The organism is Microbispora triticiradicis (genome assembly GCF_005864065.1).
Lineage (GTDB): Bacteria > Actinomycetota > Actinomycetes > Streptosporangiales > Streptosporangiaceae > Microbispora > Microbispora triticiradicis.
This window is the reverse complement of the sequence record NZ_VANP01000002.1, coordinates 217,399-230,532: the sequence shown is the minus strand read 5'-3', so window position 1 is coordinate 230,532 and position 13,134 is coordinate 217,399. Positions and strand designations below refer to the sequence as shown.

At 72.7% G+C, this 13,134-nt stretch carries 11 protein-coding genes; 8 read left to right on the top strand and 3 right to left on the bottom strand.

Annotation, left to right across the window (positions count from 1 at the left end; translation table 11 throughout):
• Positions 1-61 precede the first annotated feature (61 nt).
• Entirely contained in the window at positions 62-1,342 is a 1,281-nt protein-coding gene (locus FED44_RS06130; protein ID WP_138460032.1) for a TIR-like protein FxsC, read from the top strand.
• The gene (fxsT, locus tag FED44_RS06125) at positions 1,339-5,259 is read left to right on the top strand and encodes an FxSxx-COOH system tetratricopeptide repeat protein (protein WP_138460031.1); all 3,921 of its coding nucleotides are present in this window, start codon (positions 1,339-1,341) and stop codon (positions 5,257-5,259) included. Before FED44_RS06130 ends, fxsT begins: the two co-directional genes overlap by 4 nt.
• 21 nt (positions 5,260-5,280) lie before the next feature.
• Here fxsT and FED44_RS06120 read toward each other — a convergent pair whose 3' ends face one another.
• Positions 5,281-6,165: an alpha/beta fold hydrolase gene (locus FED44_RS06120; protein WP_208758856.1), complete on the bottom strand. Its 885-nt coding sequence runs from the start codon at positions 6,163-6,165 to the stop codon at positions 5,281-5,283.
• A gap of 315 nt (positions 6,166-6,480) precedes the next feature.
• Between FED44_RS06120 and FED44_RS06115 the strand changes: the two genes are divergently transcribed.
• The 6 genes from FED44_RS06115 to FED44_RS06090 are packed head-to-tail and all read left to right on the top strand — an operon-like array spanning position 6,481 to position 11,266.
• Positions 6,481-8,049 carry a RyR domain-containing protein gene (locus FED44_RS06115; RefSeq protein ID WP_167521401.1) on the top strand — a complete coding sequence of 523 codons (1,569 nt, stop codon included), beginning with the start codon at positions 6,481-6,483 and terminating at the stop codon, positions 8,047-8,049.
• 4 nt (positions 8,050-8,053) lie between these two features.
• Entirely contained in the window at positions 8,054-8,539 is a 486-nt protein-coding gene (locus FED44_RS06110) for a hypothetical protein (protein ID WP_117409503.1), read from the top strand.
• A 56-nt stretch (positions 8,540-8,595) separates the two neighbouring features.
• Positions 8,596-9,603, top strand: a complete 1,008-nt coding sequence (locus tag FED44_RS06105; protein WP_208758855.1) for a DUF418 domain-containing protein — start codon at positions 8,596-8,598, stop codon at positions 9,601-9,603.
• Positions 9,533-10,324, top strand: coding sequence for a carbon-nitrogen hydrolase family protein (locus tag FED44_RS06100; protein ID WP_138460028.1), 792 nt, complete (start codon positions 9,533-9,535; stop codon positions 10,322-10,324). The genes FED44_RS06105 and FED44_RS06100 overlap by 71 nt, the downstream gene beginning before the upstream one ends.
• A gap of 10 nt (positions 10,325-10,334) precedes the next feature.
• Positions 10,335-10,793 (top strand): hypothetical protein, encoded by a 459-nt coding sequence (locus tag FED44_RS06095; protein WP_244301749.1) that lies wholly within the window; start codon positions 10,335-10,337, stop codon positions 10,791-10,793.
• Positions 10,794-10,801: 8 nt separating this feature from the next.
• Positions 10,802-11,266, top strand: coding sequence for a hypothetical protein (locus tag FED44_RS06090; RefSeq protein WP_244301748.1), 465 nt, complete (start codon positions 10,802-10,804; stop codon positions 11,264-11,266).
• A gap of 23 nt (positions 11,267-11,289) precedes the next feature.
• Here the strand turns inward: FED44_RS06090 and FED44_RS06085 are convergent, their stop codons facing one another.
• Both FED44_RS06085 and FED44_RS35670 read right to left on the bottom strand, forming a co-directional pair.
• A complete protein-coding gene (locus FED44_RS06085; protein WP_138460027.1) occupies positions 11,290-12,774 on the bottom strand; it encodes a carboxyl transferase domain-containing protein in 1,485 nt (494 codons plus the stop codon).
• Positions 12,775-12,936: 162 nt separating this feature from the next.
• Entirely contained in the window at positions 12,937-13,092 is a 156-nt protein-coding gene (locus FED44_RS35670; protein WP_165900867.1) for a hypothetical protein, read from the bottom strand.
• Between the last annotated feature and the right edge of the window lie 42 nt (positions 13,093-13,134).

Here is a 13,134-nt window from a genome sequence, read left to right as displayed (position 1 = left end):
TTCCTCTCGGCGCCGGGGCTGCGGCCTATAGTGGAGGAACCGGCGACGTCGAGGAGGTGCGGTGGCCGGCACCTCGGATACTCAAGGCCATCTGCCCTATTTCTTCCTCAGCTACGCGCGCACGCCCCGCACCCACCCCGACGACGAGAACCCCAACCTCGCGGTGGAAAAGCTCTACAAGGACCTGCGCCGGGAGATTCTGGAGCACACGTTTCTGCCCGCGAGCGCCGCGGGCTTCATGGACATGGACATGCCTCCGGGCGTCGAGTGGGAGAACCGCCTGGCCATGGAGCTGGCCACCTGCCGGGTCTTCCTTCCCCTCTACTCACGGCGTTACTTCCAGAGCGAGCAGTGCGGCAAAGAATGGGCCGCCTTCGACCTGCGCAGGCGGCTGCATCTCGACGGGCGCAGGCACATTCCGGAAGTGATCGTTCCCGCGTTCTGGGTGCCGGTTCCGGACTTCGAACTTCCGGATATGGCCAGATCCATTCAATTCACCCATCCAGATCTCGGAGCGCACTATCTGGAACGCGGCCTCTACGGCCTGATGAAGATCAGCAGATACCGCGACCATTACCGGTCGGCCGTTCACGCGCTGGCGCGGCGCGTCATCGAGGTGGCAGAGGGAGTACGGCTCCCGCCGATGGCGCCCTGCGACTACGGCAGCATAAAGAGCGCCTTCACCCGCGACGAGGAACGCCGTTTCCTGATAGCCGTCCTCGCCCACACGACGGCCACTCGCACGGCGCCCCGGGACGCGCGGTTCTACGGATCCTCTCCGTGCGACTGGAACCCCTACCAGCCCGAGGATCCGCGCCCCGTGGCACGGATCGCCGCCGACGTCGTACGGCGCCTGGGCTTCGAGCCCGACATCGGCACCTTCCATCACCACCGCGACGAACTGCTGGGCGCCGGGGCGCCCAACTGCCCCGCGATCGTGCTGCTGGACGTATGGACGGTGCTCGACCCGCAGTTCCGCCCCTTGCTCGAGGCGTTCGACCAGGCCGAAAGGCCCTGGGTGGGCGTGGTCGTCCCGTGGAGCGGCACCGACGCGCAGACCGGCCAGAACGCCCCGGCGCTGCGCGCCGCACTGCGCGCCCTGCTGCCGGCGAAGCTGGCGCAGGGCCGGCCGGCCGCGCGCCGGGCGGTGAGCGACACCTCCACCGTGGCCGGCTTCGAGACGGCGCTGAGGCCGGTGGTGGAGGCCGCGGGCAACTCCTACCTGCGGCACGGGCGGGTGTTCCCGCCGCAGGTGCCCGGCAGCGACCGCCCGCGACTGTGGCCGCTCACCCCGGACGACCCCGGGCCCGACGACCCGCCAGGAAGGAAGGGGAGGCAATGAGCGATTTCCGGAACGGGCACATCATCACCTTCTACTCCTACAAGGGAGGGACGGGCAGGACGATGGCGCTGGCCAACACGGCCTGGATCCTCGCCTCCAACGGCCACCGCGTGCTGGTGGTGGACTGGGACCTGGAGTCTCCCGGCCTGCACAAGTTCTTCCGGCCCTTCCTGGACGGGGGGATGATCAGCGGTACGGCCGGCGTGATCGACCTGATCAAGGACTTCGCCTGGGCCGCGACCCGTCCCGACCCGCGTCCCGCCGACTGGCACACCCGGTACGCCAGCGTGGGGCGGCACGTCGTGTCGGTCGAGTGGCCCCACTTCCCCGACGGCGGCTCCCTCGACTTCCTCCCCGCCGGGCGGCAGAACCGCGACTACTCCTCGCTGGTGTCCACCTTCGACTGGGACAACTTCTACGAGCGGCTCGGCGGCGGGCAGTTCCTCGACGCGCTGCGGGTGGACATGCGACGCGGCTACGACTACGTGCTCATCGACAGCCGCACCGGCCTGAGCGACATCGCCGACATCTGCACGGTCCACTTCCCCGACACCGTGGTGACCTGTTTCACGCTCAGCGACCAGAGCATCGAGGGGGCCGCCCGGGTCGCCGGGGAGATCGCCGAACGCTTCCCGGACCGCGACATCAGGATCCTGCCGATCCCCATGCGGGTGGACGACGCGGAGAAGGAGAAGCTCGACGCGGGCCGGGCGTTCGCCCGGAGCCAGTTCGAGGGGTTCCCCAGCGGCGTCGCCCAGGAACACGCCGGCAACTACTGGGGCGCCGTCGAGATCCCCTACAAGCCGTTCTACGCCTACGAGGAGACCCTGGCGACCTTCGGCGACGCACCCGGCTCCCCCGGCTCGCTGCTGGCCGCCTACGAGCGGCTCACGGGCGTCATCACCCGGGGCCGTGTCTCGTCTCTCCCCCCGTTGGACGAGGACCTCAGGCTGAGCTGCCGGGAGCGGTTCGTGCGCCGCCGGCCGTCGCTGTCGAACGAGGTCGCCCTGAGCTACGTCCCGGAGGACCGGCTGTGGGCGGAGTGGATCGCCGCCGTGCTGACCCAGGCGGGCATGCGGGTCCGTACGCAGGCGGGCGACCGCGACGGCGACGGCCAGGGACGCGCCCCGGACCCGGCCGTACGCACGGTCGCGCTGATGTCCCCGGCGTACCTGCGCTCGAGCCGGGCGAGGGAGGCCTGGCACGCCGCCGAGGGCCCCGCCGCGCTGTCCCTCGGCCTTCTCCCCGTCCGGGTGTCGGACGTGCGGGTCCCGCCGTCGTACGCCGACCCGCCCGCGCTGGACCTGTTCCGGCTCGACGAGCAGCACGCGGCCGGCGCGCTGCTGCGCGCGCTCGACCGCCCGGCGGGGGCCGAGACCGGCACGCAGGGGGGCACGCCGCGGTATCCCGGCATCCAGCCGGCCATCCTGAACCTGCCGACGAGGAACGCCGCCTTCACGGGCCGGAGCGAGGTCCTGGAGAGGCTGCGGGACCAGCTCGTCGGCGGCAGCCAGGCGGTGGTGACCCAGGTGCAGGAGGGCCGCACCCAGGCCCTGTTCGGGCTGGGCGGCGTCGGCAAGACGCAACTGGCGATCGAGTACGCCCACCGTTTCATGAGCGACTACGACGTCGTGTGGTGGGTGTCCGCCGAGCAGCCGGAACTGCTGAACGGCTCGATGGCCGATCTGGCCGACCGGCTCGGCATCAGGACCGGCGACAACCTGGCGGAGGCGGCGCTGGCGGCGAAGGACGCGCTGCGCCGCGGCGAGCCGTACGCCCGCTGGCTGCTGATCTTCGACAACGCCAACAACGCGGAGGACGTGCAGACCTACCTCCCGGGCGGCTCGGGTCACGTGCTGATCACGTCGCGGAGCCAGACCTGGTCCCTGATCGCCAAGCCGCTGGAGATCGACGTCTTCACCCGCGAGGAGAGCCTGGAGCACCTGCGGCGCCGGGTGGCGGATCTCAGCGACGACGACGCCGACCGGGTGGCCGCCGCGCTGGGCGACCTGCCCCTCGCCATCGAGCAGGCCGGAGCCTGGCTGCAGGAGACCGGCATGAGCGTCGACGAGTACGTCGACAAGCTCTTCAAGCAGCCCGTCAGGACGCTCGCGCTGGGCGACTCCCCGACCTACCCGACCCCGGTCGCCGCCACCTGGAACGTCTCCTTCCAGCGGCTGCGGGAGAAGTCGCCCGCGGCGGTCCGCCTGCTCCAGCTGCTGGCCTTCTTCGCCGCCGAACCGGTGTCGCTGTCCATGCTCTACGGCGACGAGACCGTGCGCTGCCTGGTCCCGTACGACGACTCGCTGCGGGAAAAGATCATGATCGGGCGGCTGGTGCGCGAGCTGAACAGGTTCGCCCTCGCCAAGGTCGACCAGCGCAACAACTCGGTGCAGGTGCACCGGCTCGTGCAGGCCGTGCTGAGCGACCAGATGGACGCCGACGAGCGCGAGCGGACCGTCCACGAGGTGCACCGCATCCTCCTCGGCGCCCGGCCGCGCGAGGGCGACACCGACGACCCCGGCAACTGGCCCCGGTACGACGAGATCTGGCCGCACCTCGCCCCGTCCAACGCGGAGGACTGCGACGAGGAGCAGACCCGGCAGCTGCTGATCGACCGCGTGCGGTACCTGTGGCGGCGGGGCGAGTTCGACCGGGCGCTCGACCTCGGCCGCCGCCTGGAGGCCCTCTGGATCAGGAAGCTCGGCGACTACGACCGGCAGACGCTCTACCTGCGGTTCCACATGGGCAACGTGCTGCGCTCCCAGGGCAGGTACCGGGAGTCGTGCGAGCTCAACCGGGCCGTTCTGGACGACCAGCGCCGCGTCCTCTCCGACCCGCACCCCCACACGCTGCAGACGGCCGGGAGCCTCGCCGCGGACCTGCGGGCCCTGGGCGAGCTGACCGAGTCGCTGCGGATGGAGCAGGAGACCTACGAGCGCACCAAGGAGCTCTTCTTCGACGACCATCCGCGCGTCCTCATGGCGGCCAACAACCTGGCCGTCGCCCTGCGGCACGTCGGGGACTTCACCGCCGCGCGCCAGCTCGACCAGGAGACCGCGGACAAACGCCGTGAGGTGCTCGGCCCGGCCCATCCCTTCACGCTCCTGTCCGAGACGAACCTGGGCCTCGACATGCGCGAAGGCGGCGAGTTCGCGAAGTCGGCGGACCTGCTGCGCGAGACGCTGAACACCTACGCCGAGGTGCCGGGCCCCGACCTGCCGGACACGCTGCACACGGCGCGCAGCCTCGCCATATCCCTGCGCGAGGCCGGGCGCCTGGCGGAGGCGCGGCAGCTCATCGAGGCGACCTACGAGCGCTATCTCCAGCGCTTCGGCCCCCACTCCCCCGACACCGTCGCCTGCAAGCTGAACCTCGCCTGCGACCTCATGGCGGCGGGCGACAGGCGAGGGGCGCTCGAACTCGCCTCGGAGGTGCGGGCGAGCTACCAGGACACGCTGGGCGCGGACAACCCGTACACGCTGATCGCGGCCAACAACATCACCGTGTACCTCAGGCATCTGGGCGATTCGGCCGAGAGCCGTGCGCTGGGCGTCCGGACGCTGCGGTCACTGCGGCGCAAGGTCGGGCCCGACCACCCCTTCTCGCTCGCCTGCGCCGTCAACGTCGCCAACACCCTGGGAGAACTGCAGGAGTACGCCGAGGCGGAGAAGCTGCAGCGGGACACCCTCGACCGGCTGCGCGCGGTTCTCGGCCCCTATCACCCCACGACGCTGATCTGCGAGGCCGACCTGGCCGTGACGCTCCGCGACCTCAGGCGGACCGACGAGGCGCGGGTGCTGCGCGAGCCCCTGCTCGTCCAGCTCCGCCGGATCCTCGGGGAGACGCATCCGGTCATCGAGGCGGTCCTGGAGTGGCGCCGCGTCGACCGGGAGCTGGAGCCCCTCCCCTGGTGACCGGGCCCGGCCGCTCCGTGGTCAGGCCGCCCGGCCGTCCCTGGCGAGCCAGCCCAGCAGGTCGGGCAGCACGTGCAGGGCGTGGAAGTGCGCCGCGCCCCGCTGGATGCGCACCGTCGCGGTCGGTATCCGCCCGGCCAGCCAGCGGGAGTGGCTGACCGGTGAGAAGACGTCGTCCTCGCCGTGCCACAGGAGGGTGGGCACCCTGATGTCGGCGGGGTCGAACCCCCACGGCGAGCAGAAGGCCATCGCGTCGTCGATCCAGCCGTACGCGGAGGTCCGCACGGCCTCCGCGTAGTTCTGCACCAGCATCGTCCGGATGCCGGCGTCCGCGATCACGCTCCGGTCCGACTCCGTCAGCTCGTCGTACAGGGAGTTCACGAGCCGTACCGGGTCCTCGCGGATCTCGGCCGCGGTCGGGACGAGCCGCGCCGCGAGCCGCGCCCGCCCCTGCATCGCGGTCATGTACTCCGCGACGTTGCCTTCTGTCATGCCGTCGAACCAGTCGAGCCCCTCCGCCTCCCGGGGGGCGAGCCCGACGAGGACCGCGGCCCGGGTCACCCGGTGGGGAATCAGGGCGGCGCAGGCGAGCGCGTGCGGCCCGCCACCCGAACGGCCCACCACCGCGAAGCGGTCGAGGCCGAGGTGGTCCGCGATGACCGCCACGTCCGCGGCGACGTCCCCCACGCTGCGCCCCTCGTGCCGGTCGGAGGCGCCGTACCCCGGCCGGTCGTAGGTGATGAGCCGCACGCCGAGCCGGTAGAGCAGGCCTTCCCGTGGCAGAGGGCCGATCCGGCTGCCCGGCGTGCCGTGCAGCAGGAACACCGGTCTTCCCCCGTGGATCTTCCCCCGCTGCGCGACCGCGAGGCGCCGCTCGCCGTCTGCCGACCACACCCCGTCCGTCAACGCCCGGCCCTCCCGTGGCGATCGTCGAAGGATCTCGACTCCAGCATCCATCGAGCGGACGTGGCAGGAAAGACCCCGTCGGCCTCGGAACGGCAACACCTTTCTCCGGACGGCCCTGGAGCGCTTCCTAATGGCGGGTTATTTTCGAAAGGGCACGTGCCGACCAGGGAAGGAAGGGCGTTTATGACCTTTCCCGCCAGCTACGTGGTGCGTGTGGTATTCGCGGGGCTCGCAGTGGCCGCATTGGTGACCGGATATATCGGCCTTAATACATATGCGAAAACCCTGGGCCTGCCTTCGGCCCCACTGGATCTTTTGTATTGGGACCTGCAGTTGTTCGTGTTCGACTCCGCGCCGCTCGACGACCCGAGCCCGCTGCCGTCGGCGCTGGAGTTCGCCCGCTTCGCCGCGCCCGGCGTCACGGTCTACACACTGGTGGACGGAGCCCGTCTGCTCTTCGCCGCCGAACTCCGCCGGTTCCGGGCACGCAGGTCGAAGGAGCACGTGGTCGTGTGCGGCTCCGGATCGGCGGCCGTGGCCCTGGTGGAGCGGCTGCGCGCGGCGAGCACGCGGATCGTGCTGATCGGCTCGGCTCCGGTGGCCGCCGTCGGCGACCGCAAGGTGCTCTACGTCAGGGGTGACGCGCGCAGCCCCGCCACCCTGCGGGCCGCCGGCATCCAGCGGGCCTCCGTCCTGTACGCCTGCGAGCCGGACAGCTCGGCCAACACGGCGATCGCCCTCGCGGCGCACGGGGTGGCCAGGCCCGGCGGCAGGCATCCGCTGTCGGCGTACGCCCTGATCACCGACCCCGACCTGTGCGCCGCCCTGCGGGCCCGCCGGCTGAGCCTCCCGGGCAGGCCCCGGCTGCGCCTCGACTTCTTCAACCTGGACGAGCTCGCCGCCCGGGTGCTCCTGGACCGGCACCCGATCGTGAACGAACAGCCGGTCGTCCTCATCGGGCTGGACGCCTTCGGCCGCAGCCTGCTGGTCGAGATGGCGCGCAGACGGCGGCTGGCCCCCTCCCCCGGTCCGCTGCCGGTGACGATCATCGACGCCCACGCCGCGCGGACCGTCCGGGCCCTGTGCCACAGGTTCGAGTTCGTGGCCGATGTGTGCGCGCTGACCACCCACGACGCGCCACCCGGCGACTTCCCGCTCGGCAACCCGCCCCTCGGGGAACTGCTGCCGGCCGAGCCGCCGCAACGGGTGTTCGTGTGCCACGACGACCAGGACCTCGCGCTCAAGACCGCGCTCACCTCGCCGCGCCTGTGGAACTGCGGGCCCGGATCGCTCGTGGTGCGGGTCGAGGAGGCCGGCACCTTCAGCCGGGCCTTCGACAGCGTCCATCTGCTGGAGGGGCTCTCCGGCGCCCTGCGGGTGTTCGCGGTCAACGAGGAGGCCGGTGATCCGCAGCTCATCGGAGAGGACCTGGTGGAGACGCTGGCCCGGGCGATCCACGACAGTTACGTGGCGGAGAACACCGCGCGGCGCCACGTGCGGGCGACCAACCCGTCGCTGGTCCCGTGGGAGAGCCTGCCGCCGCACCTGCGGGCGGCCAACCGGCGGCAGGCCGAGGACATCGGGCGCAAGCTGACGAGCATCGGCTGCGCCCTCGCTCCCCGCGTGGAGCCCGAGCTGCACTTCGCCTTCAAGGACTACGAGATCGAGCAGCTCGCGATGATGGAGCACGAACGGTGGCTGCGGGACCTGATCGCCGACGGGTGGGCCCGCGGCCCGGTCCGCGACACCGGGACCAGGAGGCACCCCGACCTGGGCGGCTGGGACGACATCTCGGACGCGGCCAAGGAGAAGGACCGCGACACCGTACGGAATCTGCCGCGTATCCTGTCCACCGCCGGGTTCCAGATCGTACGGGTCGGCTGAACGAGTGAGCGGGACGGCCAGGATCGCGTTCACCGGCCATCGGGGCCTCCCGCACGACACGGCCGTGCGGGTCCGCCGCGCCCTGCGGGCCGTGCTCGCCGGCCGGGCCCTGCCGCTGGTGGGCCTGTCCTGCCTGGCCGAGGGGGCCGACCAGCTCTTCGCCAGGGAGGTGCTGCGCGTGGGTGGTGACCTGGACGTGGTCGTGCCCGCCGCCGGATACCGGGAGAGCCTGCCCCGGGCCGCCCGGGCGGCGTACGACGACCTGCTCCCGCTCGCGCGGCAGGTGCACCTGATGCCGTTCGGCCGGCCGGAGCCGGTGGCGTACATGGCCGCCGCGGTGTTCATGCTCGAACGGGCGGACGAACTGTTCGCCGTCTGGGACGGGCTGCCGGCGCGCGGGCTCGGCGGCACCGCCGACGTCGTCGCGCACGCCCGCGAGCAGGACATGCGGGTGCTGGTGCTCTGGCCGCCCGGCTCGCGGCGGAACTGACGGGGAGCATGACAGGAGACGTGGCAGGAGGCATGGCAGGAGGCGTGACGGGGAGCATGACGAGGCGCGCGGCGGCGGGCAGGATCCGGCGGGTCGACGCGCTGCGCGGGTTCGCCGTCTGCGGGATCATGCTGGTGAACACCTGGCAGCGGACGGCGGAGCGACGTGATCTGTCCTCTTTCGGCTGGGTGATGGAGAACCTGGTCCAGAGCCGCTTCTACCCGATCTTCGCGTTCCTTTTCGGCCTGTCCTTCGCGTTGTTCCTCGGTTCGGCCCGGGAACGCTCGGCCCGCCCCCGGGTCGTCCTGCTGCGGCGCCTGGCCGTGCTGGCCGTGCTGGGAGCCGCGCACACCGTGGTCCATCCCGGCGGGGTGCTGCTGCCGTACGCGCTGCTGGGGGTGGCGGTCCTGCTCCCGGCGAGCCTGCTGCCCCGGTGGGTGGTGCTGCTGCTCGGCTGCGGCACGCTGGCCGCCGCCCTGCTCGACTCCGAGCCGTACGTGCTGATCAGCGCGCTGTTCCTGCTCGGCCTGGCCGCCGCCCCGAGCGTGGCGGGCGGCTGGGGGGACCTGGGCGGGACGTGGGTCCTCGCCGCCGTCTGCGGAACGGCTGGGGCGCTGACGGCCGGGCTGACCTGGTGGTGGAACCACGCGCCGCCCGGCGGCGGGGTCTACCAGGCGGCGGCGGTGAGCGGCGCGGCCGCCTACGCGGCGGCGTTCCTGCTGCTCGCCCGCCGGACGGCCCTGTTCGAGGCACTGGGACGGATGGCGCTGACGAACTACGTGACGGGCACGCTGGTGATCGCGGTGGCGCTGCCGCCGCCCGCCGCCGGCGGTTCCGGCGCCGCCGTCGTCGTGGGGCTCACCGCCGTGACCCTGGCCGCGCAGGCCGCCTTCTGCCGGTGGTGGCTGGCCCGCCACCGGTACGGCCCGCTGGAGCGGGTGTGGCGGACGCTCACCTGGTGGGGAGAGCCGCCCGCCGGGCAGACTGGGAGCCGTGACCCGCATAGCGCTGTGCCAGATCCCCGTCGACCACGACCCGAAGACCAACCTCGAGACCGTGCGTGACGCTCTCGCCCGGGTGCCGGGAGCGGACCTCGCCGTGTTCCCCGAGGCCACGCTGACCCGGTTCGGCCGGGGCGTGACGCACACGGCCGAACCGCTGGACGGGCCGTTCGTCACCGGCCTCGCGGAGGCGGCGCGCGAGCACGGCGTCGCCGTCATCGCCGGCGTCTTCGAACCCGCCGAGGACGGCCGGGTGTGGAACACCGCCGTCGCCCTGCGGGCGGACGGCTCGCTCGCCGCGGCCTACCGGAAGATCCATCTCTTCGACTCGTTCGGCGCGAAGGAGTCGAACCTGGTCGCGCCGGGGGACGAACCGGTGGTCGTGGAGCTCGCCGGGCTCAGGATCGGCCTGGTCACCTGCTACGACGTCCGGTTCCCCGAGCTCGCGCGAGCGCTGGTGGACCGGGGCGCGGACACGTTCGCGGTGATCGCCGCCTGGGGCTCGGGGCCGCTCAAGGAGGACCACTGGACGACCCTCGTCAGGGCCAGGGCCATCGAGAACACCACCTGCACGATCGCCGTCGGTCAGGCTCCCAACCCCGCCATACCGGACGGGTTCGGTGTCGGCCGCAGCATGCTCGTCGATCCGATGGGCGTCGCCCGCCACGACCTGGGCCCCGGCCCCGGCGTGCTGGTCGCGGAGATCGACCCCGCCTGGACGGCGACCGCGCGCGCCACCCTCCCCTCGCTGGAACACCGACGGCTGGGTGTCGACAGATCGTAAACTACCCCCCATGAACGAGCCGGGACACAGGACGCGGATGCAGAAGGTGATTCCGCCGCGGCTGCTCGTGCCGTACCTGTCGGGCCGGCGCACGATCATCTCCGGGTACGTTTACCGGGTGCAGGACTGCGACCGCCTCACCTCGCCCGCCGCGCTCGTCGAAGCCCTCGACCTGGGCTTCGACGGGTCGGAGCTCACGCCGGACGTGCCCGAGCTGTACGTCATGCGGTGGGACGCCCGGGACATCGACACCTACGTCGTCCCGTACGGCCAGCACATGGGCGGGGATTGGAGCGATGCACCGCCCTTCACCGGGAACGGGTTCACCGCCTCGCGCGAGCAGGTGGTGCCGCAGTTCCACACGATGCCGATGCCGATCCCCGCGGGCGCGGAGATCGTGCACCTCACGCCGGGCGCCACGCGTTCCTTCGCCGCGTACGACGGCCTGACGTGGCGGCCGGCCCGATGAGCGGCCCTGTGAGCGCCCCGATCAGCGGCGGCGAGCCGGTCGGCCTGGGGTTCGTCGCCCTCTACCGGGACCGGGAGTACGCCGCGGCGCTCGGGCCGGGCAGCGACGACGTGGTGCTGTTCAGCGAGGCGCCGCAGGAGGGCTTCACCGCCGCCGGGGGCTACTGGCGGCTGCGGGTGGACCGGTCCGCGCTGGACCGGCTCACCCTGCTGCGTACGGTCGGGGCGTTCGGCGGGGAGCCCTGCCTGGTGCTGGACGAGGACGACGGGGGCGACGGCGGGGAGGGCGGCCTCCACATCGCGTACACCGGCCACAACGGCCTGAAGGCAGAGGCGCTCGGCTACTGGCTCGTGGACCACGGCGCGTACGAGGTGGTGGTGCCCCGCGACGAGGTGCACGCCGTCCGGGTGGAACGGGTGCCCGTGCCGCTCGCCGCCGACCGGCCGGACGGCCAGGAGCCGGGCGACCGATGACGGCGCTTCCCGGATAAGGCCGGTCAGAGGCCCAGGGAGCGGAAGCGGGCGTACCGGGCGGCCGTCCGCTCCTCCGCCGGGCGCGCGAGCAGGCCGGCGATCTCGTGCTCCAGCGTCCTGGCCACCCGGCCGCAGAACGCCTCCGGCTCGTACGCCGCGTCGGGCCGCTCCGGGACCACCCGGTCGGCGATGCCGTCGCGGCGCAGGTCGGTGGCGCGGATGCCCTGGGCCGCGGCCATCTCCGGGGCGAAGTCCACGGTCCGGTACAGCAGCGCCGACGCGCCCTCGGGCGGAAGCGGGGACAGCCAGGCGTGCTGCGCGCAGACGACCCGGTCGGCCGGGAGCAGGGCCAGCGCCGCCCCGCCCGCGCCCTCCCCCAGCAGCAGGCACACGGTCGGCGCGTCGAGCATGACGAGGTCGGCCAGGCAGCGGGCGATCTCGGCGGCGAGGCCGCCCTCCTCGGCCGCCCTCGACAGCGCCGCCCCGGCCGTGTCGACGACCGTGACCAGGGGAAGGCCCAGTTCGCTGGCCAGGCGCATGCCGCGCCGGGCCACCCGCAGACCGGCGGGACCGAGCCCGCTGCCCCCGCGCCGCCGCCGGTCCTGGCCCAGGACGACGGCGGGCGCCGAGCCGAACCTGGCCAGCGCGAGCAGCAGGCCGGGGTCGCGCTCGCCGGTGCCGGTGCCCTGCAGCGGGGTCACGTCGCGCGCCCCGTGTCTCAGCAGTTCGCGGATGCCGGGCCGGTCGTCGCGGCGGGAGCGGGTCACCGCCTCCCACGCCGGGACCGGCTCGGCCGCCTCCTCGGGCTCCGGGCCCGGCGACAGCCCCGAGCGGGGAGCGCAGAGCACGGCCAGCGCCCTGATGGCGATCTCCCGGGCGTCCCCGGCCGAGACCACGGCGTCGACCAGCCCGTGGGCGTGGAGGTTCTCCGCGACCTGGACGCCCTCGGGGAACGGGTAGCCGTGCAGCGACTCGAACACTCTTGGCCCGAGGAAGCCGATCAGCGCGCCCGGCTCGGCCGCGGTCACGTGCCCGAGCGACCCCCACGACGCGAACACCCCGCCCGTGGTCGGATGGCGCAGGTAGACGACGTACGGCAGCCCCGCGGCCCGGTGCGCGCCGACCGCGGCGGTGATCTTCACCATCTGGGTGAAGGCCAGGGCGCCCTCCTGCATCCGAGTGCCGCCGCTGGCCGGGGCGGCGAGCAGCGGCAGCCGTTCGGAGGTGGCCCGCTCGACGGCCCGGACGAGCCGTTCCGCCGCCGCCACCCCGATCGAACCGGCCAGGAAGGAGAACTCGCAGGCCATCACGGCGACCCGGCGGCCGTCGAGGGTCCCCTCCCCGGTGACGACCGACTCGTCGTATCCCGTCCTGGCCCGCACCCGGGCGAGTTCGGCCGCGTACTCCGAGCCCGGCGCGGCCCGGTCGAGCGGCGGCCCGTCCCACGACTTCCACGAGTGCGGGTCGAGCACCCGCGCGATCAGGGCACGCGCGTCCGGCCTGGTCACGACGGCCGCCGCCCCGGCGCCACGCGCCGGTGCCCGTGCGCCGCAGGCGGCTTCTCCATCTCGGCGATCAGCTCTTCCCGATACGCGAACTATCCCTTGTGCCGCATATTTTCGGTACTACGGGGCCGGGGAGCCCCGCGCCCGCCGTACGACCGGGACGCCTCAGCGCGGCGTACGGTGACCGCGCACCTGGTCCATCAGGCGGCGCAGCCGCTGCCGGTTCTCGGGATCGCGGGCCATCGTCTTGGCCTTCTCCATGTTCTCGCGGCCCTTGGGGGTCTGCAGGTACTCCCTGATGCGCTGGACGATATTCGCCATTTCGAACTCACCATCCTGTTTGTGCCGTCACTGAACGGCTAC

Coding starts and splice junctions, on each gene's coding strand:
- FED44_RS35670 (WP_165900867.1), bottom strand. CDS start 13,092: ATGGCGAATATCGTCCAGCGCATCAGGGAGTACCTGCAGACCCCCAAG.
- FED44_RS06105 (WP_208758855.1), top strand. CDS start 8,596: ATGACGAGGCGCGCGGCGGCGGGCAGGATCCGGCGGGTCGACGCGCTG.
- fxsT (WP_138460031.1), top strand. CDS start 1,339: ATGAGCGATTTCCGGAACGGGCACATCATCACCTTCTACTCCTACAAG.
- FED44_RS06095 (WP_244301749.1), top strand. CDS start 10,335: ATGAACGAGCCGGGACACAGGACGCGGATGCAGAAGGTGATTCCGCCG.